Genomic DNA, 26,255 nt, shown 5'->3' on the forward strand with positions numbered 1-26,255 from the left:
CCTGCAAGGATTTCTCTCAACCGGGCGATTGGAAATGCAGAAGCCTCACACAGTTATGAACTCAGAAAAGTTGATGCCTAAAAATATTTATTTCAGTTCAACGCCTGTCTGAATTTTTGTATACTTTTCACAACTTCACTTTGACTCTAAATCTGTAACAATTAAAAATATAGTACCTATTCAAAAGTTCTCGCAATGACTTTTATCCCATCCGAAGCGTTTAAATCTATTAGTTATCCCAGCCGCACCGTAAAAAGAGCCGATCGCGCCGTCCGCTGTTCCCCTTTTCAATTACACTTCTTCCAGACCATCCGCGATAACAGTGTTTTCCTAAGTGCGATCGCCTCAAACGCGGGTGTCGAAAGCGGCTACACCCGATCGCCCGTATCCGAACTCGTAGCCGAAAACTCCCTACTCTGGCTGATCCAAGTCGGCGTTTTGCGGCGGGAAGTAGACGGACAAGGGATTACCGACAGTTTTCGCCTCACGCCCCTGGGCCGCCAACTCGTGGAAAAATGGGAACAGGAGGGACAGGGAGTGCCGGCCGCGTCATTGTGCGATCGTATCGGAAATGCCGTTAGCCGCGGGTTGGGAGTATTTCTATAACCGGAATGACGGCTAATAAGTGGTTGAACCTTAAAATTTAAGCTTTTGGGCGGGCAAGATGCCCACCCCACAAGAGTTTGAAGAAATCCACCCCAAAAGCAAATTTACTCTTTGTGGAACAGGCATCTTGCCTGTTCTTGAGAGATGTGAGTATAAATTAAATGCGCGATCGCTTAACTAATACAAATTAAATTTAAATCGACTAAAAACAATGGTTCAAACCGCTTCTAAACCTTTGAGTCTTGATGAATTTCTCCAACTGTCGGAAACCAAACCCGCCAGCGAATTCCTTGATGGTCAAATTATCCAGAAACCTATGCCCCAAGGAAAACACAGCACAATTCAAAGCGATTTGGGTGCTGACATCAACCGGGTACTCAAACCCCAACGCATCGCCCGCGCCTATTCAGAATTGCGCTGTACCTTTGGCGGTCGATCGACTGTACCCGATCTTGCAGTCTTTACCTGGGAACGCATTCCCCGCGACGAAAACGGCGAAGTAGCCAACACTTTCGCCATCGCCCCCGACTGGACAATCGAAATTCTTTCCCCCGACCAAAGTCAAACTAAAGTCGTCCGCAACATTCTCCACAGTCTCGGCCACGGAACCCAGATGGGCTGGTTGATTGACCCGGAAGAAGAACTGGTATTTGTCTATTTTGCCGATCGCACCATAGCAGTTTTTGAAGAACCGGGCGATCGCATCCCCCTTCCAACCTTTGCCGAATCCTTTAATCTCACCGTCGGTGAAATGTTCAGTTGGCTGACTCAGTAGCGCCACCTCGGTTTATGAATGATTTAACCGCAGAGGGCGCAGAGGGCGCGGAGGAGGGAGAAGAGAGATCGCCCTACGGATTTGCTCCGATCGAATGTGCAGTCGATCGCTTATACTAAAATATCTGGTTGTCAGCTCTTCAATGACGAGAGATGACTAAAGTTGTCACTACAAACTTAATTATGATTATTTAACCGGACTTGATATCATCTTTGAAATAACCGCTAACTACTAACAACTAACTACATAAAACGTTTCTCAAAAATGGAAGCTAAATCTTACAAAGACACCGTAAATCTGCCCAAAACCAAGTTTGATATGCGCGCCAACGCCGCCAAACGGGAACCAGAACTGCAACAATTTTGGGCAGATGGAGAAATCTACGATCGCCTTTCGGAAAATAACCCAGGCGATTTGTTCATCCTGCACGACGGGCCCCCCTACGCCAACGGACAACTCCACATCGGCCACGCCCTCAACAAAATCCTCAAAGACTTTATCAACCGCTACCAAATGCTGCGCGGCAAAAAAGTCCGCTACGTGCCCGGTTGGGATTGTCACGGATTGCCGATCGAACTTCAAGTATTGCAGAAGATGAAATCGGAGGAGCGGCTAAATCTTACCCCGATCGAACTCCGCCGCAAAGCCGCCGCCTTCGCGCAGCAAACAATGGAACAGCAGCGCGAATCCTTCCAGCGCTACGGCGTTTGGGGCGACTGGAAACACCCGTATTTAACCATGAAACCCGAATACGAAGCGGCTCAAATCGGCGTTTTCGGTCAAATGGTACTCAAAGGCTACATCTACCGCGGCTTCAAACCTGTTCACTGGAGCCCGAGCTCGAAAACAGCCCTCGCCGAAGCGGAATTGGAATATCCCGAAGGCCACACGTCGCGCAGCATCTACGTGGGCTTTCACGTGAAAAAATTGTCAAAATCCCTGCAAACGAAGCTCAAGCGCTATATGCCGAGCCTCTGGGCGGCGATTTGGACGACTACTCCCTGGACAATTCCGGCAAACTTGGCGATCGCAGTTAATCCCGAACTGACTTATGCGGTGGTGGAACCGCCGGCAAATTCCCACATCGCACAACAATTTATGTTAGTAGCTGTCGATGCGGTCGATCGGCTGTCGGCAACTTTTAACACTGAATTAAAAATACTTGCTACCTTCAAAGGCAAAGAATTAGAAGGTTGCATCTACAAACACCCGCTGTTCGATCGCGAAAGTCCAATTGTTGCCGGCGGTGACTACATTACCGCCGATTCAGGAACCGGATTGGTGCACACCGCACCCGGCCACGGACAAGAAGACTTTATCGTCGGAAAACGCTGCGGTTTGCCCGTTTTAACGCCCGTAGATGAAAACGGAAATTTCACCGCAGAAGCCGGACAGTTTGCAGGTTTAGATGTCCTCGGAAACGGCAATGCCGCAGTCATTGATGCCCTTGCGGCCGCAAATTGTTTGATTAAAGAGGAAAGTTACGCTCACTCTTATCCTTACGATTGGCGCACCGGAAAGCCGACAATTTTTCGGGCGACGGAACAGTGGTTTGCCTCCGTTGAAGGGTTCCGAGATGAAGCTTTAAAAGCGATCGCCGATGTGAATTGGATTCCCGCCCAAGGGGAAAATCGGATTACTGCAATGGTGGGCGATCGATCGGATTGGTGCATCTCTCGCCAGCGGACTTGGGGCGTTCCCATTCCCGTATTCTACGACGAAGAAACCAACGAACCGCTGCTGAATCAAGAAACGATAGCCTATGTGCAAGCCATCTTTGCCGAGAAGGGTTCCGATGCTTGGTGGGAATTGTCGATCGATGAATTGCTGCCGGAATCTTACCGCAACAACGGCCGCACTTACCGCAAGGGAACCGACACAATGGATGTGTGGTTTGACTCGGGTTCTTCCTGGGCCGCAGTTGCACAAGGTCGATCGGAATTAAACTATCCTGCTGATATCTATTTGGAAGGTTCAGACCAACACCGCGGCTGGTTTCAATCCAGCTTACTTACCAGCGTAGCAACTAACGGCGTCGCTCCTTACAAAACAGTTTTGACTCACGGTTTTGTGCTGGATGAAAAAGGCTACAAAATGAGCAAATCTAAAAAAAATGTCGTCGATCCGGCAGTCGTAATTAATGAATATGGAGCCGATGTTTTGCGGCTGTGGGTGTCTTCGGTAGACTACTCGGCAGACGTGCCTTTAGGCAAAAACATTCTCAAACAGCAGTCGGATGTTTACCGCAAAATTCGCAATACAGCTAAGTTTTTGCTGGGAAATTTGCACGACTTCGACCCGGCAAAAGATGCCGTTGCTTACGAGGAATTGCCGGAACTCGATCGCTATATGCTGCACAGAATGGGCGAAGTTTTTGCGGAAGTTCAAGATGCTTTTGAAAGCTTCCAATTTTCCCGATTTTTCCAAACTGTGCAGAATTTTTGCACGGTGGATTTGTCGAATTTTTACTTGGATATTGCCAAAGACAGACTTTACATCAGCGCGACAGATACCCTTCGCCGCCGCAGTTGTCAGACGGTGATTGCAATTGCTGTGGAGAATTTAGCAAGGGCGATCGCACCTGTTTTGTGTCACATGGCTGAGGATATTTGGCAGTACCTTCCCTATCCGACTCCTTACAAGTCCGTGTTTGAAGCCGGTTGGGTGCAAATTGATGCTTCATGGCACAATCCAGAATTGGCTACTCGCTGGCAGTATTTGCGGCAAGTGCGGGGCGAAGTTAACAAGGTTTTGGAAAAAGCCCGGATTGAAAAGGCGATCGGTTCTTCTTTGGAAGCTAAGGTTTTATTGTACGTTCCCGATGTTGACAAAAGACAGCAATTGGAAGCTTTGAATCCCAGCAGCGAAGAATTGGTGGATTATGTGCGATCGCAAAATTCAGTCATCGAGTTAGCAGCAGAGGAGAAGGCAAAAGCAGCACAAGATCGACAGGAAGAACAAGCAGCAAAAGTTGCAAAAGTCTTGACAGAAAAGACAATTTATGTTGAGGAGGAAACGATAGAAAAGGGCGATCGATCTTCTGAGATCGTACAGTATTCCGCCCCTGAACCGTCGGCTTCAGATTGGCAGCAAATGTTAGATCAAAGCGCCCAGTTTGTGGCTAATTTGCCTGAATACGCGGGCAACTTTTTGACAGAATACCAACAAGTTTTGGTAACACTTGGGCTGTTAGCCTCTGTGTTAGTAACGGGCAGAGTAACGCTGGCGATTTTGGATACGATGAATCAGATTCCGGTGTTGGGAGGTCTCTTTGAAGTCATCGGCATCTTATTTACAATCTGGTTTGCTTTCCGTCACTTGTTGTTTGCCGCCAACCGTCAAGAAATTGCACAACAAATTGATTTCCTGACAGCAGATGTGGTGGGCCGGAGTACAGCGCTTGTACTTGCAGAAACAAAGGCGATCGTTCTCGCACCGGCATTAGATACAGCGCTTGTGCTTGTAGAAACACAGGCGATCGCACAAACAGCCCCAGCCGAAAAAGTGTTTGTAGAAACACCCCAAATCCGGCAAGCAGAAGTAATTGCGATCGAACCCAAACCTGAAATTCCTGCTTCCATAGCTGTAACGCACGATTCTACAATGAACGGCAACGGTGTAGACGAACTGCGGTATTTGTTCATTACTTCGGAAGTGGAACTGGTAGAATCGAATGCAATCCTGCAAGAATTGCCGTACAGTTATCAGTCTCCAGAGTTGGCGATTGGTGTAGTGAAAGCAGACGGGGAAAAGTGCGATCGTTGCTGGAATTACTCGACTCACGTCAGCGAGTCGATCGAACATCCGCTAATTTGCGAACGCTGCGTTTCAGCAGTAGACCACAAATTCTAACCTAGGCTGTGTACCGCGCACCTTACATATTAATGTAGGGTGCGTTACTATCTCAAAAGTTTTTTTTTGCAACCTTGTTTCCGGTTATATCGGAACTATAAAATCAATGGGTTATATGGTTTCCGGTTGCATCACAATAATAAAATCGAGTCAACAGTTAACAGTTAACAGTCAACAGTCAACAGTCAACAGTCAACAGTCAACAATCATTCAGCGACACACCTTTCAAAATCTCAGGTCACTGAGTATATTGGTCGTCCAAAAAATATCTCTCAATTTCGATCGCCTTTTCGGTGAGATCGAGTTCTTGATAGAGTTGGCGGCTTTCTAGGAAGAATTGGGCGGCGGTGGCAGTGGCATCGGGTTGATGCGGGAGGCGATGTTTGTAGATTTCGCCGAGGAGTTTGAGGGCATCGGCTTGGAGTCGGCGGCGGTTGAAGTCCTCGAAGGTTTGCAGGGATTGGCGGGTGAGGGATTCGGCAAGGTTGAGGTTTTCTAAAGCAGGGATTTCTAGATATGCCCGGGCGATGTCTAGGGTTTCTTCAGCGAGATTGACGGTTTGCCCGAGGGCCGTCAAGTGACTGAAACCCATCGGATAGGTGTTCTCGAATTGGGCGATGCGGATGGCTTGGGCGGGGTCGCCGGCGGGGATGTGACGCAGGAAATCGCTACAGACGAGGCTGAGGGCGATGTAGTCGTAGGCGAGGTTTTCTCGATATTCACGATCGATATTTAGCTGTATTGCCTGTTCTAGGTGTTGTTCTGCTTGGGTTAGAAGGGAAATTGCGGCAGTACGATCGGGGGTTTCGCGGGCGAGTTGGCGCTGGCTGTGGGCAATGCGTCTGAGTTGTCGGGCAAGGCTGTCAGTTTTGCCCAACTGCTGATAGATTTCTCGGCTTTGTTGGTGATGGGCGATCGCTTCTTCATATTTCCCCCAATCTAGATAGATGCGTCCCAATTGATAGTAGGCAGCGGCAATGTTGGGTCGATCGTCAAGTTGCTGACGCAGGGCTAAATCCTGTTGTGCAGCATCTAGTGCCCCTTCGTATTTACCCCACTGCCGATAGCAATCTGCAATCCAGTACCATTGGTTTGCGACATTTTTTTCCTTACCCAATTGCTGATAGAGTTCTCGGCTTTGTTGGTGATGGGCGATCGCTTCTTCATATTTACCCCAAACTTGATAGATTCCTCCCAATTGAAAGTAGCCATCCGCAATGTTGGATAGATCGTCTAGTTGCTGACGCAGGGCTAAATTCTGTTGTGCTGCATCGAGTGCCTGTTCGTATTTACCCCACAGCCAATAGCAAAGTGCCATCCAGTACCAAGACTTAGCAACATCTTTTTCCTTGCCCAATTGCTGATAGAGTTCTCGGCTTTGTTGGTAATGGGCGATCGCTTCTTCATATTTACCCCAATCTTGATAGATTCGTCCCAATTGATAGTAGGCTAGGGCAATTCTGGGTCGATCGTTTAGTTGCTGACACAGGGCTAAATTCTGTTGTGCTGCATCGAGTGCCTGTTCGTATTTACCCCACAGCCGATAGCAATCTGCCATCCAGTACCAAGAGTAAGTAACCTCTTTTTCCTTACCCAATTGCTGATAGATTTTTTGGCTTTGTTGGTAATGGGCGATCGCTTCTTCATATTTACCCCAATCTTGATAGATTCCTCCCAATTGCTCGTAGGCTAGAGCAGTTCTGGGTCGATCGTCGAGTTGCTGATGCAGGGCTAAATCCTGTTGTGCTGCATCGAGTGCCTGTTCGTATTTACCCCACAGCCAATAGCAATTTGCCATCCTGAACCAAGACTTAGCAACATCTTCTTTCTTACCCAATTGCTGATAGAGTTCTCGGCTTTGTTGGCGATGGACGATCGCCTCTTCGTATTTCCCCCAATCTCTAGAGATTCGTCCCAATTGCTCGTAGGCTAGGGCAATTTTGGGTCGATCGTCGAGTTGCTGACGTAAAGCTAAATCTTGTTGTGCGGCATCGATCGCCTGTTCATATTTACCCCACTGCCGATAGCAATCTGCCAAGTTGTACCACTGGTTAGCAACATCTTTTTCCTTACCCAATTGCTGATAGAGTTCTCGGCTTTGTTGGTAATGGGCAGTCGCCTCTTCGTATTTGCTCCAATCTTTATAGATTCGTCCTAATTGAGAGAGAGATAGCGCAACTCTCCTCCCATCGTCCTCTAGTTGTCTTAGATTTAAACACAGTTGTAGAAATTCAATGGCTTGCTTGTATTTACCTTGTGCTTGGTAGCAATTTCCTATCCAGTACCATTGGTTGGCGACATTAATTTGCTTGCCCACCTGCTCATATATTTCTCGGCTTTGTTGGTGATAGTCGATCGCCTCCTCATACTTCTCCCAACTTTGATAACTTCTGCCAATATTCCAAAGAATGTCAGCTTCTCTTTTCCGGTTGTTAGATTGTCTAGCAATTCCCAATGCTTCCTGGAAGCAATTTAACGAGTAATCGTATTTTTGATGCGCTCGATAACAGGTTCCCCAATATTCCCACAGGATAAATATATCGGCAGCACGGGAAGATAGCAGCTTATCCGAACATTGCTGATAGTAATTCAAACTCCGATTGTAATCTTCTTTTTTCTCGCAGGCAATGGCGATCGCCCACTCGACAAAACCCCCTAGATCGCAATCCCCTCGCTCTTCTAGAGTGTGTAACAGGGAAATTGCCCGATCGTAGTTTTCCGCTCGCAAATAAGACAATCCGGTCATAAATTCTAAGGCTTGTCGGCGATCGGAATCGCAGATTGCATCTTCCAAACCGCGTTCCAAAGCAGGAGTCATCTCTACTCCCAATTTGGAGACTAAATTGAGAATTCCTTCAAACAACGATGGCGTTAACTGTTGTACGATGCTCGTCACGCCTGCAATTAAACCTTCTCCCGCTTCCCCACAAACGACATACAGCATCGCCACCCGCGCCTTGTTTTGCAGCTCTTGAGACAGTCGCTCATCTTCTGCTGCTTGTTGCAATCGGTCTAAAACCTGCTGATTAAAGACCTCAATTCCCCGCAGCAGCCGCAACAAATTCTGAGTTGGCTCATTTGGAAAATCATCTTCATCCAATCCCAAATAAGTCACTACTAGCCTCTCCACCTGTTGCCGACAGAATTTGGGCGTAACTTTGATTTCTGCTAATACCTGCCCCACAAACAGCAAATCCTGCCACAGCGAATTGGACTCCTGCGGGGCTGCCTCTGCCGATGGATACCACACCAGCACTCGATTAGCGCCCGCCTCTTTCAATCGCATCTCCTTCCCAGCAATATCGGGTTGATAGTCGGCTAAATTACCAAACAACTGTTCCAACAACCGATTCACTCGTTGCCTATCCGCACTCAAATAGCCCAATGCCAGCAAAATCGGCTCGTTCCACCGTGCCTGATAGCGATAGGTGTTGATAATTTTCAAAATGTCGGGAATTTCGTTGTCGGCAATGTACCGCGCCGCATAATATTCCTCAAACGTCAGGTGCATAAACCCATACACCGCCGGAGCGCGTTCTACAAATAGCCCCGTCGTCTCCCGCACCTTCCGCAAAAACTGTCGCACCAGTTCCAGTGCCTCCGGTTCCTCCACCCCCTGTAGCTCTGCCATTTTGGGCGTTAACCAGGCTTCCACCTCCGCCTGCGTCACCAACCCAGAGGGCTTCTCCTCGTGCATCTGGAACGCCAGAGGAGCCAGCAGTGCCGTCACTTCCTCTTCCACCAGCGAAAGTTGCCTCTGCTGTACCCCATAGGAAATGTTACGCCCAAACTGCCAATCCTCAATCAGCGTCTTGGTTGCCAACTGATACAATTCCACCCGTCGCTGGGGCATTTGAGTGCCGTTGCGATGAATCAGCGCCAAAATCGTCAGCAGCAGCGGATTGGTGGCAAATCGATTCACTCCCGGCTTAGTTTCGATCGCCTGGAAAATGCCCCGCGCTTCTCGTTGAGCCTCTCTTTCGTTCAAACTAACATCGGCTTCGGGACGTTGCGCCTCTTCGATCGCGAAACACCAACGTTCCAAAAACTGCTCGATCTGGGCATTGCCCATCGGCGTAATCGTGAGCTCTCGAAACCGGCTGCCCAGCGAGGCTTCCTGATATCCGGCAATCCGGCTGGTGATGACAAACTTATTCTCGCCGTAGTCCTTCACCAATCGATCAATCTGCTGCACCACCTGGACTCGATTTGCTCGATCGAAAACCTCATCCAACCCATCCATCAGCACCAAACAATCCCCCGCGGCCATCTTTGCCAGCAACAAGTCGGCAACCGCATCGCCCTTGGCTCGATCGCGATCGCCCTCCCAGTGGCGATAAAACTGCTTCAAGTACTCCACCAAACTCAAATCAGGCTGCTGGGCAAGGCGTTCGGCAAAATCGGCAATCCGAAACAAAATCGGCAACCGAATTTCTCCTAAATCCTCATCCATGCCTCCCCGCACCCTCAAATTGGGCGACCCCTCGCCAACCCTCAGAGGAGAGGGGCTTTCCTCCCCAGAAGACTGAGTGGTTGGCTCATCTTTAGCTTGAAGGCCGCAATAGGCGATCGCAAAATGTCGCGCCAGATAGCGCAGCAACGTCGTTTTCCCGGCTCCAGGGTCCCCTAAAATCGCACTATAGGTGTGTTTCCGCAACCCCTCCGCAAGATCTACGATTTTAGTCACGCGCTGGCGGCTGCTAGCTTCAGCAGTCACAGCCAGCATCGGCTCATCTGTAAACTCGAAATCTGGGAAATCCGGTTCTCCCAGTTTGTTAGGGTGACTCAGTTTGACTCGCCCTTCGCCCCTAGTAACTCGTTCTCGAAACGATTGACTCTGTTCCTCGACCCATTCTGCCTGAAGCGATACATAAATGCGATCGAGGAGAATATCCACCTGGCGGTTGACTTGCATCACCCCAGCAATTTTCAGGTAAGAGTTTTCAGCAATCAGCCACTGCAGATACGGATACAGCAACGGATTCGACGGGGGGCGCGTCGCAAAATAGGCCACGTTCCCCCGCCAGTCCCAAAAATCCGCAGCCTGCTGGCGAAACTCATTGAGAAACGTCTCCCGACTCAGCCAAAACACCAGCACGATATTGCGATCGAAAATGCGTTCTCGCCCCAAATTCAACTGCTGCATTTCCTGTACCAATCGAGGTCTGGGCAGGTACTCCAGCCCAAATGCCATTACTACCCTGCGCCCCGATGCCGCCTCTCCATCAAGACGGTGGAGGCAATCGAACAGCGAATCGTCACTGTACAAGAGGGTGCGGAACTCAAACGGCTCATCCAAGTCCTGCAACTGCGCTTTAAACTGTTCTACCACCGGATGATTCGGGGCGCTATCCGGCGCGATCGCAAATAAGCTGAGGCTGCGATCGCTCAACGCCACTGCATTGACCAGTTTCGTTAATTCGACTCGATCGGCCGGTTTTAGTTCCTGCATCACCTACTCCTTAGCTTACTGCCAGCGTTCCAAATCAACCCACAACATCGGATTCACATCAAACCAACGCCCATATTTCTTGTCGTTGTACCCTAACACCAACTTGTAGTGCAGTAACTCATTACAAATGACAATTCTGCCGTGCTTTGGCGAGTCAAACTCATTGCTGGTCAACTTGCCCGTGCGATGCACCGCCTCCAGTTCGGGAAAATGATAATCCTCGATCGTGTACGTTTGATGTTCTAATCGAACCGCTTCCTCGGCAATGGCGCGATCGATCTTGCTCGCTTGCTTGTTCAATGCCACTTCGCAAGCCATCCGCGCCAACCGCACCAACTCCCGCATCACGCCCCCACTCTTCTCGCCCAGCAAATCCAGCGCATCCGGTTCGACTAAATTCGCGTAGGCATCGCCCAATTTTGCCAACCGTTTCTGAACCACGTCCTTCAAAATATGCCGTCCCACATTATCGGGAATTTTAGTCGGACGAGCCTTGTCATTGCATTTAAAAACACCAATATTCGATAAATCTAGACATCTGGTAAAACTCTCCATCGGCTGCTTAAAAGATGGAGAATAGCGCAAGGCGATCGGAATGGCATAAACAATATGGCACTGAATATCCGTCAACAACGAACTAGAAAACATCTCCAGGGCGATCGAATATTCCTTTCGATCCAAACCATCCACAATAACTAATAACTTCCGTGTTTGTCCTTGAGCAGCAGCAATAATCTCATTCACCTTGTTGATAATTTCACCCAGAACTGGTTTCACTTCCAGCGTCCGCGTCGTTTCTCGCTGAAACCCCACTTTGAGCTGTGCCCCCAAATCTTGAAACAGCTTCGGTAACTGAAGTTCGCCCCCACCCGTAACTTTATCTTGGTAAGTTATTTTTTTGAGACTTTCCAAAAGTTCCTTTTCCAACTTTTTGGGCAACTTCCAACCCACATCTGCCAGTCGCTGCACGACTTGTATCCCAATCAGCACAGCCACTTCCGCATGACCGATATTAAACTTGTCCAGCGCCGTATCCGTATCCACCCAAACAACCGTGTAATCATGCGCGCATTTTCGTTCTAGTCGTCTCAGTTCGGTGGTTTTACCGCCCCCGCGATGTCCGGCGACCAGATACTTAGCTGGGTCATCGTCCATTGCCAACAAATTTACCAAAGTATCGACCGGACTATCTTCCCGGCGCACGTAGAACTCTTCTAACTCCTTATTCATTAACGGCTCATCATGTCGGAATAGTTGATAAGCTGGTTTCCAAAATTTGATGTTACTCATTCGCCGCTCATTTAATTTCTTTTTCAATTGCAGGTATTATACCAGTTAATTAAGGAGGGAGAACAGGGAACGGGAATATTTTTTAATAATTAAGCTGTTCAGTTTTTGATTTTGTAACAGCTTTTAATAAAATTAATTAAGACAGGACTTAGGCAGGCACACTATATCAGGACTTACGCACTAACTACCTAATTCTGTCATTGGCAAGTATAATTAATCTGACAATTTTAACAATCTTGAACCTTGTATGGTGCGTTTGTTGTACACCTCGCCGCTCAAGCCGGCGTCCGCTACTCCCTGCAAAATCCCCAGGCTTACGCAGACAGCAACCTCACGGGATTTATTAACATTTTAGAAGGCTGCCACCACAGCAAAATCGAGCATTTAGTCTTTGTTTCTTCCAGTTCCGTTTACGGTACTAACACCAAAGTTCCCTTTGCTGTTAGCGATAAAGTCAATCATCCTATTTCCCTTTACGCAGCCACCAAAAAAGCTAAGGAACTGATGGCTCATTCCTACAGCCATTTGTACAACTTGTCAATCACCGGATGGCGCTTTGTTACAGTCTACGGTCTTGGGGGCGGCCGGATATGGCTGATTTCAAGTTGGTAAATTTGTCGGTATCCTTTCCTACTAATTTATGACTCTTTTTAGGAAAAACTATCCGATAGGTATTAAACTTAAGCTCGCTTATAAGAGGACGAGATAAATTGAATTGCCAAAACTATTTCTGATTAAAAAAACCGCAGACGATTTCACCAGGGTTGTTTTGTCCAAACGCCAAAACAGTTCCATCTTTCTTAACTGTAGTGCGATCGCGGCAATTGTAGACTTCCAGAGGCTGTTTCACTCCATCAACGCTAAGAATTACCCTGTATTCCCAATAGTTTTTCGCACTGCGTTTGATATCGACAATGCAAATCTCGCTTCCTCGATCATTGCGGCATACAGATGCCTCAGCAGGAAGTGCCCAGAAAAAAGATATCAATAACAACAAGCAGCAAACACATTTTCTCATCTGCGATCGCCTTTTCCTTTACGCTACTCCGAACCCAGTATGCGGACGCTTGTAAGGTGGATGCAACCCCAACACAATATCATCCTCCGACACTCCCATCTCGACAAATTCCCGTGCAATATCCACTTCTGTCATATTGCGCTGAATCCAAATTTTGCCATCCTTAATATCCAAATGAATGAAACAGTTGTATATCCGCTTTAGTCCCTCCCAGCCAACATCTAGTAACTGATAGTGGTCGTGTTCCCAATCAAAAACAAGCTGGCATTCAACGTCTGAATTAGGCTTTTCTAGCGTGGCTTGTTGAGTTAGCAATTTGCGGATACACTGGCGGTAATGCTCTACTCTTTCCATTCCACAACTACCTCCTTTTGCGGATCGTAAACGACGAGTTTAAGTTGATACACATTGACCGCTTCTTGTATAAATGGCTCTTGAAAAAACGAGTCAAAAGTATCAAATGGTACTGCTAGATACAGTGTTCTGTCCGGTTCTTTGATTTGTAAGGCAAGCCGATAATTCAAAAATTGACCCAAGGCGAGATGAAAGTCAGTAATTGCAGAGTTGTTGAGAAAGCTTTTAATTTCAACAGCAATTTTTTGCCCTAATTTTTCCGCCGCCAAAATCTTCTCTGCGGCTAAATCAATCTCAAACTTAACACCCTGAATTTTGACGATCAGCGGATCTGCGGTGATTTCCCACTCCTCCTTCTGAAGCGCTTTTTTTACAGCATCGTGAAATAAATCTCTAGCAGCCATTTTTCTCTCATACAGCTTTTATATCTATTATTTATTCTACTGCATAACCCGTATACTTCCGCATAAACGGCGGCTGAAATCCCCAAACAATATCCTCTTTGGGAACTCCGGCTATTACTAAATCTTCAGCAATATCATCTTCAGTGGCATTCCATTGAAGCCAAATTTTCCCGCCCTTGATATCTATGTGAATGCTACAGTGATGCACCCTAGTCTGCTTGTCCCAGCCAACATAAAAGATTTGGTAGTGATCTCGTTCTGTATCAAGAATTGTCTCGACTTCAATGTCTCCGTGAGCAGGTTTGCGCTTGCCGTACTCCAGTAACATTTGCTGCACAATTTGCCGATATTTGCTTAATTTTTCCATTCTACAATAACCTCCGCTGCTGTATCATAAACAATCATTTTTACCTGGTTTTCCTCGATCCTTGCTTTCGGGAAATCTAGTTGAAAGAATTCTTCATAAATTATTAACGGAACAGCCAAGTACAAAATGCGATCTGGTGCTTTTTCTTTGAGTGCGGCTCGATAATTAATGAACTGCCCCAAGGCTCTGTGAAATTCCGAGATTGGCGACGATTTTGCCAAAAAACTTTTGACCTCAACGGCAATTTTTTCGCCTTGCCTTTCTGCGGCAATCAGCCTTTCTGCTCCCAGATCGATCGACATATCTACACCGCCCACACTAATGGGAAACGGATCGTGGGTAATATGCCAGCCTTCTTTTTGCAAAGCTGTTTTGACAACTTCATGAAAAACATCTCTGGCAGACATAATATATCGATAACTAACTTACTAAGTCCTATCTTACCTTTTTTGATAACCAACTGGCTCTATTTTTGCCAGCCACTTAGCAATTGGGCGCGCCCTCAAGTCGCGACATCATAAGATAGCTGAACCATACCCGAACTATATGTCTGACATCCAGTTAACTGCAAAGCTGTAGTATTTATGGGATTAACAAATAAAGGAATTCCCTCGCCTAAAATAAGCGGATGAACCGAGAGAATCACTTCGTTGACAAAGTTTTGATTCAGGAAATCGCGAATCAGCAGAGCACCTCCCACCAACCAAATATTCTTGCCGTCAAGCAATCGCAAATCATTGACAAAAATCTCTAAATCTGTTACCACTTCGACATCAGAAGTGCCTTGAAAATCTAGATTTTTCGTAAAAACATAACTCTTTTTTTCCTGGTACGGATACTCGCCAAAAGTTAGAACTTGTTCGTAAGTTTTTCGACCCATGAGAACCGTATCGATGCTATCTAAGAATTTAGTATAACCGTAATTTTGGTCTGTAAACAGCCAGTCAATATCGCCATTCGATCGCGCGATATAACCGTCCAAACTAGATGCAATGTATAGTACAATTTTTCGCATGGCAACACCGAGGTTTTTGGGGCTATCGGGGCGATCGTCGCCCCAGTCACCTTAATTTTAAATGATTTAGCGTCCTGACGGTAACTTGAGTTCGATACCCAGCTTTTGACCGACATCGATCGCCGTATTAGCAAAATCAGTCATGCCTGCGATGCCAACTCCGATCGCAGTACCTGCCGCTACAAGAGCTGTTAAGCTTTTCTTTAATCGACTTTTATTCCATTGGTTTTCCGGTTTCTTGATTTCGGTTTCAACATCTTCAATATCGATAATTATCCCCTCGCGGATGTCTTCGGGAAACTGATCGGCGGTTTCACGCATTGAGGAAATCAGTTTTAAAAGTTCGGCGGTATTGGTGTTATTGTTTTGCACGGATTGATTGCCAGCAACTTCGGCACTGTTCGACGAACCGCCGATATTGCCGGAAAAGTTAGCACCTTGAAAAGCACCTTGAAAGTTGTGGGTGTCTGAAGAATTGTGAGTCATTTTTGCTGAGGCTTTATTAATAATTGGTCTACTAACAGCTAGTTTAGCGATATCTACAAGGTCGTCATATTCTCTTCCGTATTTTTCCATTTCTCGATCGCCCATTTGGTTTCTGCGCCGAAGTTCGATCGACTCATACCCATCCAGCAACTGCCGCAAATCGAGTTTGAGTTTAAGTTTGCCGACACGCACTGTATTCTCGCCCATATCCTCCAGCCCTAGCAATTCATCATAATCCAGCGGATCGGCATCGGGATAACCGGGAACCGGCACCCATTGACTGATTTCCAGATTGGCAAAAGATTTGTGGATTTTGGTAAACGTATCGCGAATCATGCTGAGGAAAGAACGCCGCGTCGATTCCCGCCCGCTAACGGCAATAAAGATTTTCTTATCTTCCGGGTCAGATTTGATCCGGGCGATGTTGTACACCTCAGCGCCTTCGGTGTACTCCAGCATAACCCCCGTGCGCCAGTGGGTGCGGTTGTGGATTTTCTCGTGCATGAGGACGATGAAGCGCGAGAGGATGCTGTCGGGGAGGATGCGGTAGTGATATTGAAATTCCAGGGTGTCGCCTTGGAGTTCGGTGTTTTGCGGTTCCTCTTTGGGCAAAATGCCGGGGATGAGGAAAGTCGGCGGGCAATTGCTGACGGGGAAGCAGAGTTCAAATTCCTCCATCAACCCGGTGAGGCAGTGGTAACGCTGGCTGGGATATTTATTTGAGTCGAGGATGCGGCTGAGGTCGGCGTAGGTGAGAATGCCTTTGGTTTTGACTTTGAGTGCGTCGTCGCTGAGAAGGGCATAGATGCCTTCAGTCACCCAGTGGGGATTGAGGATGTTGGTGGATTGCAGGATGGGGTGTTCGCGGAAGTTGAGGACAATGCCCAGGTTGTGCAGCAGTCCGATCAGTTGGGTTTGGTCGGTTTCTGCCAGGATATTTTCTGTGGCGCAGATGGTGGCGTATTCGCTGATGCTGATGATGTCTTTGTCCAGGTTTTCCAGGCGCTGCTTGACTTGGAACCAGCTTAGCGGCAAAAGATCGTAGACTTCTTTGAGTTGGGAGATTTCCGTGTGGATGGCGCTGCGGAGTTCGTCGATTCCGGTTCCGCTTTCGCAGGAGGTTTCGACAATCGCTTTGATGTTGGGATATTTGTCGCGCAAGGCTTTGCGGTTGAGATCCAGGGGTTGTTCGTCGCACTTGTTGCCGACGAGGATGACGGGGGAAGCGTCGCCGAAGCTTTCGATCAGTTTCAGCCAGTATTCGAGGCGGTTTTCGTCTTCGCTGGTGCGGCAGTTGCACACGAGGAGGTAGAGGCTGCGTTTGGTAAGGAAAAATTGGTGGGTGGCGTGGTAGATTTCTTGTCCGCCGAAGTCCCAGACGTTGAGTTTGACGGGTTTGGTGTTGACTGTAATTTTCCAGTCTGTGATGTTGAGTCCGTCTGTTTGGGGCTCGTTGGGGTTGTATTTGTTGTGGATGAGGCGGTTGATCAGGCAGGTTTTGCCGACGCTGCCTTGCCCGACGAGGAGGACTTTGGCTTCATTGAGGGGGCGGACTTCGCCGCTGCGGAGTTGGCGCAGGTAGTTGAAGATGGCGGCGGGAGTACCGGGGGCTTCTTTGTCGCCGAGAACTTCTGGAGAAATGGGCAGGGGATTGCGGCGGAGGTCGAGTTTTTCAAGTTTTGGCAGTGTTTCTAAGCATTCAGAAATCTTTTCAATCTGATTGTCACTGAGGCGAAGGTCTGTCAGATTGGACAGTTGGGCGATCGCATCTGGGATTTCTGTAATCTGATTCTCATTGAGGTCAAGCATTTTCAGATTGGACAGTTGGCCGATCGCTTCTGGGATTTGGGTAATCTGATTATTAATGAGTTGAAGCCATGTCAGATTGGATAGTTGGCCGATCGCCTCTGGGATGACGGTAATCTGATTTTTACCGAGGTGAAGCCGTGTCAGATTGGATAATTGAGCGATCGCCTCTGGGATTTCTGTAATCTGATTGTTACTGAGGATAAGTTCTGTCAGATTCGAGAGTTGGGCGATCGCCTCTGGGATTTCAGTAATCTGATTGTTCCAGAGCAAAAGCAGTCTCAGATTGGAGAGTTGGGTGATCGCCTCTGGGATGAAGGTAATCTGATTGCCACGGAGGTTAAGCTCTCTCAAATTCGACAGTTGCCCGAACGCGTCTGGGATGAAGGTAATCTGATTGATACGGAGGTAAAGCCCTGTCAGATTAGACAGTTGGCAGATCGCATCTGGGATGAAGGTAATCTGATTTTGATTGAGGTTAAGCTCTCTCAAATTCGACAGTTGTCCGATCGCCTCTGGGATGACGGTAATCTGATTGTTACTGAGGTAAAGCTCTGTCAGATTGGAGAGTGGGGCGATCGCCTCTGGAATTTGAGTAATCTGATTGTCACTGAGGTCAAGTTTTGTCAGATTCGACAGTTGGACGATCGCATCTGGAATTTCTGTTAAACCAATACTGGTTAAATTTAAACTCTCTAATTGCTTTATTTCCAGTAGCAATTCTGGAATCTTTCCGAATGGATTGCCGCTGAGGTCGATCGATCGCAAATTTTCCAGCGATCGCAATTCCTCCGGCAGTGCGCTTAATTGATTGGTGATTAATTTCGGAGTAAGTTTGCCATCAACCGATTCCCAGTCTTCCACCTTCCCCAACACCAACGTCTCAAGCGGAGTGCACTTGCCAATCTCCGGCGGCAATTCCTCCAAGTCGAGTCCCGACAAATCCAGTGCCGTCAATTTTTCCTCTGCTGCCCGGTGAATTCGCCGCACTGCTTCCTCTCGCGTCATGCCCTTTGTCTCTCGGTAGGATTCATTTTATTGTGACAGGAATTTTCGCTTGGTGGGGAGTTTCCCGCGCGTCACAATCAAAGAAACCGGGTTTTTTTTTGTTTCTACACTGTCATGCGTCTTCTGGGCAAAAACCCGGTTTCTGAGCGAGACATCACAACTATAATAAAATAACGGTAACAAGAGGAAAGCCAATGGTGACGAGCCTGAATGTGGATACGGCACTGCTGCAAGAGGCGATCGAACTTGAGGGAGAAATTGAGTTCGAGACTCTAGTTGAAATCGCCTTGCGCGAATACATTCAACGCCGCAAACAGCCACAGAATCTCGAACTTAGCTTTGGAGAATCTCTCAGTGCATTTCGTGAAAAATATCAACTGCACGAACTCGGTTTAAATCCTGATGAAATTTGGGGAGAAGTTCGCGATCGAACTTTTGCAGGACGCGAGGTCAATCGATTTTAGATTTTAGATTTTAGATTTTAGATTGAAGCATTGACCCCACGGATAAATTCGGGGGGCAAATTTCATCGGATACAGGTTTTTTATTTCTGGACGGATGAATCCGGGGGCTTGTATCCTGGATGCTTTCGGTCATCTTTGAATGACGCTGCGTTATTTACTCGATACCAACATTATCTCCGAACCTGTTCGTCCTGTTCCGAATGCGAATGTGATGGCTAAACTAATTGAGGCAAAATCCACAGTTGCGATCGCCTCGATCGTTTGGCATGAAGTTCTGCTGGGCTGTTATCGAATGCCAGATTCTAAGCGTCGCAGTGCGATCGAAGCTTATCTTCAGGAAGAAGTGAAAGTAAAATTACCGATTTTGCCCTACACTCAAGAAGCGGCTGAGTGGTTCGCTAAAGAACGAGCAAGACTCATCCCGATCGGGCTTACACCGTCTTATGCTGACGGGCAAATTGCAGCGATCGCTAAAGTCAATAATCTGATTCTGGTGACACGAAATGTTGCTGATTATGCAAACTTTCAAGACTTGGCAATCGAAAACTGGTTTTCTTAAACTTAATCCATTTAATCATCTGTATGAGGAGAAACAATAATGCGATCGATTTGTTCCCGGTGGCGATCGTAATAACGCCAAGCATTCTCTAAATCGCGATCCGACAAACCTGGATAATTCCGAAGTAACTCAGCCTCATGGGCCCCCTGTTGGTGAAGCGAAACCAGTGTCCAAACAGGAATGCGGGTGTTGCGAATCCGGGCATTTCCTCCACAGACTCCAGGCGTACTCTGAATCGCCCTAGCCGAGAGTTTTTCTTGAAACAGCAAACTCTCTTCAGGTGTCAGCGACTCAATGACTTGAATTAAGGAGTCAACCAACTGAATGTTCATAGCTGGTAATTTACAGAATATATAATAGTGCGATCGCTCAAACTATCATAGCAAATTTCCCCAACACCAACCTCTCAAGCGGAGGGCACTTGCCAATCTGTGGCAACAATTCCTCCAACCCCGCCAAATCCAATTCTGTCTGGCCCTCATCCGCAGCTTTGTCGATCAACTGCAACAAATCCTCTGGCGTCATATCCTTTATCTCTCGGTAGTCTTCATTTTATTGTGACAAGACCAGATAAACTGGGTTTCCAAGGTCTGCGTGTGCTACCTACTTACTTAAACTTTAGCTAATCTAAATATAAACACTTAATCAACCTCAATCTGATGTTTTTTACCAACAGATGACAAAGGGTGCTAAGCTGGGGATAGGAACTTATTTGTCTATGAACAAAATTAAACGTGTTGCCATAGTGGGAGGAACCCACGGAAACGAACTCACAGGAATTTACCTCGTGAAGAAATTCGATCGCGCGCCAGAGTTAATTCGGCGATCGACTTTTGAAACTATCACCCTGCTAGCCAATCCCAAAGCTTGCGAAATCGGGACACGCTACATCGATATTGACCTCAACCGCTGCTTTCGACAGGAAGATTTAGAAAATCCCGATCTCTCCAGCTATGAAGCGCAGCGGGCGAAAGAAATCTACGGCATTTTTAGCTCAAAAAACACTCATCTGCCCAACTTAATTATCGATTTGCACAGCACCACGTCCAACATGGGGCTAACTTTTATTCTCGCCAGCCATCATCCATTTAACCTGCAACTAGCAGCTTATTTAACCTCTGTGCATCCCCACCTCAAGCTACTCTCTTCTACAACCAACAATCATGATAGTCCTTTGCTGCGATCGCTTTCCGAATTAGGCGGTACGCTGGAAGTTGGTGCAGTGCCGCAAGGTGTCTTGGATGCGTCTTTATTTCAGCAAACTGAGCAAGTTGTCGGCAGCATATTAGACTGCGTAGAAGCCTACAATCAAGGCACAATGCCTGCTGCAAAGAATCCCCTGACTATTTATCACACCATTGGGGCGATCGACTATCCCAGAAACGAGAACAGAGAAATTCAGGCAATGATTCATCCTCATCTGCAATCCAGAGATTATCAAGCCCTAAATCCCGGCGATCCGATGTTTTTGACCTTGGATGGCGAGTCGGTATTGTATGAAGGTAAATCGACCGTATATCCCATTTTTATTAACGAGGCAGCTTACTACGAAAAAGGAATTGCCATGTGTTTTACCCAAAAGCAAATAGTCAGTCTTGAGTAGAAAATTAAAAATTATTCTTGAGAATTTTCCGGTGACAAAAACTCCTCTTTAGAAGCCGTAGTCAAAGAACGCAATTCCTTCCATATTTCCAAACTGAGAATACAGGTAATCAGCCACACCAAACCCGCCGTATAACCGGCAATAACATCGGTAGGCCAGTGAACTCCTAGGTAAAGCCGGCTCAAACCAATAGCAGCAATTAATACAACTGTCAAGCTGTAAATCAACCAGCGCTGCTTGGGAAAGCGGGAACCCAAGAAATATCCTAGCAAACCGTAAATAACCATTGAAATCATCGCGTGTCCGCTGGGAAAACTGTAAAAGCGAACGTCAACTACGCGCTCCCAAAGTTGAGGTCGAGCGCGGGCAAAAAGTTTTTTTAATAGTAAATTTAAACCGATCGCTCCCCCACCCGTGAGCGCAATAGTTGCGGCTTCCGATCGGTGATTGCGCGCTAGCAAAACAATACCCAAGCTCAGACAAATCACTAGCAGCAACTTCGGCTCGCCCAAAAAGGTAAAGCCCAGCATTATTTGATCGCGCAGCGGAGTGTGCAATTTCCTCAGAGCTAGTAAAATAGAGGTATCGAAAGCGTAACTTTCTTTTTCCAACACCTCTTCGGCAATAGTGGCAAATCCCCACATCGCCAAAGCCGCCACAGCAAGCCCGGCCAGCCGAATTATGGAAATGAGCGATCGAATTTTAGAACGCATTCTTGAATTAATTAAAAATTTTAAATTTCCAACTCAAAATAATACAACAAATATAGGAAACGAAAACGCCTTACCCATCGTCTAGATGCTTGAGCAACTATATTCTGAATGATTAATTGACTTTTCACTACCTACCTCAGCTTTTACCTCCAACCCGCGAATGACTATACTATCAAAAAAACACATTTCTGCAATTTTGTTGGCCGTGGGGTTGACAAGCCTGTCTAGTTGTGCTAATAACAGCGGAGTAAGTGCCCCGATCGCCGAAGCCAACACGATCGCCCAGCGTCTCGTCTCTTCCGCAGTCGCGCAAAAGCCGAACAACCCGCAATTCGGTCAGCCGATCGGCTGTACCCTAGGAAAAGACTGTTTTGTATTGCTGTATTTCGATCGAGAACCCGGCCCCACCGCCGTCGATTTTGGCTGCGGGCGCCAAACCTACGACGGCCACGACGGCACAGACTTTGCGATTCCCGACGCCAAAGCAATGGCAAAAGGAGTGCCAGTTATTGCCTCCGCTGCAGGCAAAGTTTTGCGAGCACGAGATGGTGTGGTCGATCGGCGTTTACAGAACGATACAGACAAAGCCAACATCGCAGGCACAGAATGCGGCAACGGCATGGTAATCGACCACGGCGCAGGCTGGGAAGCCCAATACTGCCACCTCCGCAAAGGCAGCGTTGCCGTCAAACCCGGGACGCAGGTACAAAAAGGCACAGTTTTGGGCATGGTGGGAAACTCTGGGATGGCTTCTTTCCCCCACGTACACGTAACTTTTCGCTATCAAGGCAAACCCGTAGATCCCTTTGTCGGCCCCGACGCGAAGGTAGGCTGCAACATCGCCCGCAATCCAATTTGGGACAAGCCTCTAGACTATATTTCCACAGGTTTAATTCGGGCAGGTTTTGCTAATAAGCCACCCGATATCAACGCTGTCTGGGAAGGACAATTTTCCGAGACTCAACTCCCTGCAAACAGTCCAGCTTTGTTGTTTTGGGTGCAAAGTTACGGAGTGCTCAAGGGCGATCGCGAACAATACAAATTATTTGCACCCAACGGCACAACCATCGCCGATCAAACCAATGAAATTAAAGCCCCCAGCCGCACTTGGTTAGGCTATGTCGGCAAAAGAAACAGTACGAATTCTCCTCTGATTCCCGGAGTTTGGCGGGCCGAATACCGGTTGACGCGGGGCGATCGAGTTTTGGCAGAAGTCAAGCGAGAAGTTGAGTTGCGTTAGTCCGTTGACCGTTGACTGTTGACTGTTGTCAGTAGGGAAAAGTAAAAAATATTAAAAATAGGACACTCTTCCGAAGATTATTTCAGCAGCCAGCCAAATAATTCTCCGACACTCAACCGCAGTTCGCTAGCGAAGGACGGCACAGGTAGCAGCATTTCTGGTTCATCAAATACTGCTGTCTGTTGCTGGGGAACATAAACAAAAACGCATTGTTCGTCGGGATCGATCAGCCAGCCCATTTGAGTTTGATGATTTAAACAGTACAGAATATTTTTAGTAACTTTAGTTTGACTTTGTTCGGGCGACAAAATCTCTATTGTCCAATCAGGAGCTATGGGAAAGACATTAGCAATTTCACCGTTATCATCGGTGGGAATTCTGTTCCAGACAAATACTGAAACATCAGGGACTGTTGACCTTCCGCCAAATGTACACCGGAGTTCTGGAAAAGCTCGTGCAACTTTTTTGGGTTTTAATATAGCGTTAATCAAAATAATTAATTCACATTGAGTCGCACTGTGTTTTCCTTGTGGCATTGGCTTCTGAATAATTTGACGGTCAATGTATTCGCTTGCAGGTTTAGTTTCTGGTAGTTGCAGAAACTCTTCTAAAGTTAAGGATTTTAATGTTGTTTGTACCATTTTAAATTCACGTTTAATTAGATAGATCTTTTAGCCGCAGTCTAGTCTAAGGCAAATTTTCCCAAGCTTGAGCCACAATCTCGCTCAGCCATAGCCTTTGAGGCAAATCGAGCAGATTGTCGTCGGCGAGCACCTCAGCCTTTAACTCATCCAAAGACTGAGATCGCGATCGAGCTATCTGAATCACACCCGCGATCGCCGACGCCACCAATTCTTCATTCAGTGGCTGCTGTCGCAAAGCAATCATTTCTTGAGGATTCGTAGGAATGGGATAATTCATAGGAGTGCATACCGAAGGGAGTAGATATTCAGCCGCTGTGGGGCTTCCGGCTAATCAGCTAAAAATCTGAGAACACTGTAAACTTATTTAAAACTAAATAAGTATTCGGGAGTATAACTTACTTTGCTCCCTTGTCAACTCCCTCATCTTTATTAATTTATTCAGAATAGAGACCCTAATCATGCAAGAAATTCTTTATCTAGAAGTCCCGACACCGGATACAGCAGCCGTCTGCACTTGGTTGCAGCACGAATTCGATCCCGGAATCGGAGAAAAAATTATTACTCCTGACGGTTTTCGCCTGCTGTCAACCGCAACAGCAGCCGAGGTTGTGTTGTCGGGAACTCAAAATGCCAATCCAAAACCCGCCTTCGCTAACACCAATTCAGAAAACGACAATTCCCGATCGACAGAACTTTCCCTCTTTGTCTGGTCAGTACAACGCACAACTTATTTAAAAGTTTTTCGTCTAGAAGACGCGCCCCTTGGAGAAAGAAAGTTCCTGCAAGCTCTGAATCTTGCTGTGAGAAACAAGTTTCCCGATCGCTACCCGGAACCCCCTGTCATAGACCTCTCCAAACAGTCAATTTTTGACGCTCTTGCCCCCTATTACCCCCTGACAGTCAAATACTTCCAAAAAATGCCTGAAGGCGAATACGACCTCAAGCGCGTCTACTGGTGGGAGCAGCGTTGGCGCGAAGGCAGTCGCAATCCTCAAACGCCAAAACAAGTAGTGTTTTTGAAGGAACAGGGAACAGGGAAGAGGGAAGAAGGCCAAATTTCGGTGTCCGATTCTGGCGATACTTTTTACGACTTAATCTATATTGGCGGGGCATTGGGAGTGATTCACGCCGCAGTCATGGCGAGATTGGGCTACCGAGTGCTGCTAGTTGAGCGAATGCCTTTCGGGCGGATGAATCGCGAGTGGAATATTTCGCGCGACGAAATTCAAAGCTTAATTGATTTGGGTTTATTTACTGCGGCGGAAATCGAAACTTTGATTGCCCGAGAATACAAAGATGGCTACAACAAGTTTTTTGATGCTAACAATCCGCCCGTTGCTCAAGCACCTGTTCTGCACACGCCGAAGGTGCTAAATGTAGCTTTGGACAGCGAAAAACTTCTCTATTTGGCGGGAGTCAAGCTAACAGAAGCTGGCGGAGAAATATGGGATGAAACTGAGTTTATTAGAGCTGATGTTGAAGCGGAAAAAGTAGTAGTTCAGGGCCGCCACTTGCCCACCCAAGCCGATCGCACAGCATTAGGACGGCTGCTGGTAGATGCCATGGGTTCGGCTTCTCCCATCGCTTGGCAATTGAACGGAGGGCGGGCTTTTGAGAGCGTTTGTCCGACGGTGGGAGCAGTCATAGACGGAGGATTTGAGCCTGGGGTTTGGGATTCTGAGTACGGGGATGTGCTCTACAGTCACGGCGACATTTCCCGCGGCCGCCAGCTCATTTGGGAGTTATTTCCCGGCGCTGGCGGAGAACTTACAGTTTATCTATTTCACTACCACCAAGTACATCCCGAGAATCCCGGTTCTTTGCTGGAAATGTACGAGGATTTTTTCGCAATTTTACCGGAATACCGCCGCTGCGATGTCGATAAATTGGTGTGGAAAAAGCCGACTTTTGGTTATATTCCCGGGCATTTTAGCACCAACAGCAGCGATCGGGCCGTGGCGATCGATCGCCTAATCTCGATCGGCGACGCAGCATCCCTGCAATCTCCCCTCGTTTTCACCGGCTTCGGCTCCCTAGTCCGCAATCTTTTCCGCTTAACAGACCTTTTGGATACAGCTTTAAAACACAATTTGTTGACGGCCAATCACTTAAACCAAATTCGCGCCTACCAGAGCAATGTTTCAGTAACTTGGCTGTTTTCTAAAGGCATGATGGTTCCCACGGGTCTTAGTTTGCCACCCCAAAGAATTAATTCAATTCTCAATACCTTTTTTGGTATTTTGGCAGGGCAAAAACTCGCCGTAGCCGAAACTTTTATCAAAGACAGAACCGACTGGCTAACTTTCAATCGACTGGCGATCGAAGCAGCCGGAAAAAACCCTTCTCTCCTGCTGTGGATTTTAGATTTTGTCAGCTTGGGGGATATTTGGCGCTGGCTGGGAAGTTACGTGAATTTTACTCTGCTGGCTGTGGCCAGTTTGCTGTTCGGATGGCTTCCCAGCTTCGCCCGCAGGGTACAGCCTTGGTTGGAACCCCGGTATCCGGCTGTTTGGCTGTGGCTGTTGGCTACCAGCTACGCTCTCACCTACGGCATGGGAAAGGGGAGAAAAGAGTGTTGAGTGTTGAGTTTTGAGTTTTA

23 protein-coding genes are annotated in these 26,255 nt (G+C 47.4%); 9 read left to right on the top strand and 14 right to left on the bottom strand.

What is annotated here, in order from left to right; all coding sequences use genetic code 11:
- Positions 1-195 precede the first annotated feature (195 nt).
- From QUB30_RS19250 to ileS, 3 genes are all read left to right on the top strand, one after another.
- Positions 196-606, top strand: a complete 411-nt coding sequence (locus tag QUB30_RS19250) for an Npun_F0494 family protein (protein WP_333336485.1) — start codon at positions 196-198, stop codon at positions 604-606.
- A gap of 211 nt (positions 607-817) precedes the next feature.
- Positions 818-1,381: a Uma2 family endonuclease gene (locus tag QUB30_RS19255; RefSeq protein WP_333336487.1), complete on the top strand. Its 564-nt coding sequence runs from the start codon at positions 818-820 to the stop codon at positions 1,379-1,381.
- A gap of 264 nt (positions 1,382-1,645) precedes the next feature.
- Positions 1,646-5,233: an isoleucine--tRNA ligase gene (ileS, locus tag QUB30_RS19260; RefSeq protein WP_333336489.1), complete on the top strand. Its 3,588-nt coding sequence runs from the start codon at positions 1,646-1,648 to the stop codon at positions 5,231-5,233.
- A 238-nt stretch (positions 5,234-5,471) separates the two neighbouring features.
- On the opposite strand, the gene QUB30_RS19265 is transcribed toward ileS, so the two are convergent.
- Together QUB30_RS19265 and QUB30_RS19270 are read right to left on the bottom strand one after the other, a co-directional pair.
- On the bottom strand, positions 5,472-10,685 hold the full coding sequence (locus QUB30_RS19265; protein ID WP_333336491.1) for a tetratricopeptide repeat protein: 5,214 nt from the start codon (positions 10,683-10,685) through the stop codon (positions 5,472-5,474).
- A gap of 15 nt (positions 10,686-10,700) precedes the next feature.
- Entirely contained in the window at positions 10,701-11,975 is a 1,275-nt protein-coding gene (locus QUB30_RS19270) for a hypothetical protein (RefSeq protein ID WP_333336493.1), read from the bottom strand.
- Positions 11,976-12,218: 243 nt separating this feature from the next.
- Here QUB30_RS19270 and QUB30_RS19275 point away from each other — a divergent pair, with 243 nt between their 5' ends.
- Complete coding sequence (locus QUB30_RS19275) at positions 12,219-12,587, top strand: NAD-dependent epimerase/dehydratase family protein (RefSeq protein ID WP_445300517.1); 369 nt, start codon at positions 12,219-12,221, stop codon at positions 12,585-12,587.
- 112 nt (positions 12,588-12,699) lie between these two features.
- On the opposite strand, the gene QUB30_RS19280 is transcribed toward QUB30_RS19275, so the two are convergent.
- The 7 genes from QUB30_RS19280 to QUB30_RS19310 form a co-directional block, all read right to left on the bottom strand.
- On the bottom strand, positions 12,700-12,993 hold the full coding sequence (locus tag QUB30_RS19280) for a hypothetical protein (protein ID WP_333336495.1): 294 nt from the start codon (positions 12,991-12,993) through the stop codon (positions 12,700-12,702).
- An 18-nt stretch (positions 12,994-13,011) separates the two neighbouring features.
- Positions 13,012-13,347 carry a XisI protein gene (locus tag QUB30_RS19285; RefSeq protein ID WP_333035930.1) on the bottom strand — a complete coding sequence of 112 codons (336 nt, stop codon included), beginning with the start codon at positions 13,345-13,347 and terminating at the stop codon, positions 13,012-13,014.
- A complete protein-coding gene (locus QUB30_RS19290) occupies positions 13,335-13,751 on the bottom strand; it encodes a XisH family protein (RefSeq protein ID WP_333336498.1) in 417 nt (138 codons plus the stop codon). The genes QUB30_RS19285 and QUB30_RS19290 overlap by 13 nt, the downstream gene beginning before the upstream one ends.
- A gap of 31 nt (positions 13,752-13,782) precedes the next feature.
- Entirely contained in the window at positions 13,783-14,118 is a 336-nt protein-coding gene (locus tag QUB30_RS19295; RefSeq protein WP_190732840.1) for a XisI protein, read from the bottom strand.
- Positions 14,106-14,525: a XisH family protein gene (locus QUB30_RS19300; protein ID WP_333336500.1), complete on the bottom strand. Its 420-nt coding sequence runs from the start codon at positions 14,523-14,525 to the stop codon at positions 14,106-14,108. The genes QUB30_RS19295 and QUB30_RS19300 overlap by 13 nt, the downstream gene beginning before the upstream one ends.
- Before the next feature lie 95 nt (positions 14,526-14,620).
- Positions 14,621-15,133, bottom strand: a complete 513-nt coding sequence (locus QUB30_RS19305; protein ID WP_333336502.1) for a dihydrofolate reductase family protein — start codon at positions 15,131-15,133, stop codon at positions 14,621-14,623.
- Positions 15,134-15,199: 66 nt separating this feature from the next.
- Positions 15,200-18,433 carry a leucine-rich repeat domain-containing protein gene (locus tag QUB30_RS19310; RefSeq protein WP_333336504.1) on the bottom strand — a complete coding sequence of 1,078 codons (3,234 nt, stop codon included), beginning with the start codon at positions 18,431-18,433 and terminating at the stop codon, positions 15,200-15,202.
- Between the two features lie 194 nt (positions 18,434-18,627).
- Between QUB30_RS19310 and QUB30_RS19315 the strand changes: the two genes are divergently transcribed.
- The gene (locus tag QUB30_RS19315; protein ID WP_333192682.1) at positions 18,628-18,897 is read left to right on the top strand and encodes a type II toxin-antitoxin system VapB family antitoxin; all 270 of its coding nucleotides are present in this window, start codon (positions 18,628-18,630) and stop codon (positions 18,895-18,897) included.
- Positions 18,898-19,036: 139 nt separating this feature from the next.
- Entirely contained in the window at positions 19,037-19,456 is a 420-nt protein-coding gene (locus tag QUB30_RS19320; RefSeq protein ID WP_333336506.1) for a type II toxin-antitoxin system VapC family toxin, read from the top strand.
- A gap of 11 nt (positions 19,457-19,467) precedes the next feature.
- Here QUB30_RS19320 and QUB30_RS19325 read toward each other — a convergent pair whose 3' ends face one another.
- Entirely contained in the window at positions 19,468-19,788 is a 321-nt protein-coding gene (locus QUB30_RS19325; protein WP_333336508.1) for a DUF433 domain-containing protein, read from the bottom strand.
- 37 nt (positions 19,789-19,825) lie between these two features.
- Positions 19,826-19,981, bottom strand: coding sequence for a hypothetical protein (locus QUB30_RS19330; protein WP_333336510.1), 156 nt, complete (start codon positions 19,979-19,981; stop codon positions 19,826-19,828).
- 193 nt (positions 19,982-20,174) lie between these two features.
- On the opposite strand from QUB30_RS19330, the gene QUB30_RS19335 reads away from it, so the two are divergent.
- On the top strand, positions 20,175-21,059 hold the full coding sequence (locus QUB30_RS19335) for an aspartoacylase (RefSeq protein WP_333336512.1): 885 nt from the start codon (positions 20,175-20,177) through the stop codon (positions 21,057-21,059).
- Between the two features lie 11 nt (positions 21,060-21,070).
- Here the strand turns inward: QUB30_RS19335 and QUB30_RS19340 are convergent, their stop codons facing one another.
- Positions 21,071-21,772: a phosphatase PAP2 family protein gene (locus tag QUB30_RS19340; protein WP_333336514.1), complete on the bottom strand. Its 702-nt coding sequence runs from the start codon at positions 21,770-21,772 to the stop codon at positions 21,071-21,073.
- Between the two features lie 160 nt (positions 21,773-21,932).
- Between QUB30_RS19340 and QUB30_RS19345 the strand changes: the two genes are divergently transcribed.
- On the top strand, positions 21,933-23,012 hold the full coding sequence (locus QUB30_RS19345) for a M23 family metallopeptidase (protein WP_333336516.1): 1,080 nt from the start codon (positions 21,933-21,935) through the stop codon (positions 23,010-23,012).
- Between the two features lie 77 nt (positions 23,013-23,089).
- On the opposite strand, the gene QUB30_RS19350 is transcribed toward QUB30_RS19345, so the two are convergent.
- Both QUB30_RS19350 and QUB30_RS19355 read right to left on the bottom strand, forming a co-directional pair.
- Entirely contained in the window at positions 23,090-23,653 is a 564-nt protein-coding gene (locus QUB30_RS19350) for a Uma2 family endonuclease (protein WP_333336518.1), read from the bottom strand.
- Between the two features lie 46 nt (positions 23,654-23,699).
- On the bottom strand, positions 23,700-23,933 hold the full coding sequence (locus QUB30_RS19355) for a hypothetical protein (protein ID WP_333336520.1): 234 nt from the start codon (positions 23,931-23,933) through the stop codon (positions 23,700-23,702).
- Between the two features lie 181 nt (positions 23,934-24,114).
- On the opposite strand from QUB30_RS19355, the gene QUB30_RS19360 reads away from it, so the two are divergent.
- Positions 24,115-26,235, top strand: a complete 2,121-nt coding sequence (locus QUB30_RS19360) for a flavin-dependent dehydrogenase (protein ID WP_333336522.1) — start codon at positions 24,115-24,117, stop codon at positions 26,233-26,235.
- The last annotated feature ends 20 nt before the right edge of the window (positions 26,236-26,255 follow it).

The sequence above is a fragment of the Microcoleus sp. BROC3 genome, assembly GCF_036702515.1.
In the GTDB taxonomy this organism is placed as follows: Bacteria; Cyanobacteriota; Cyanobacteriia; order Cyanobacteriales; family Microcoleaceae; genus Microcoleus.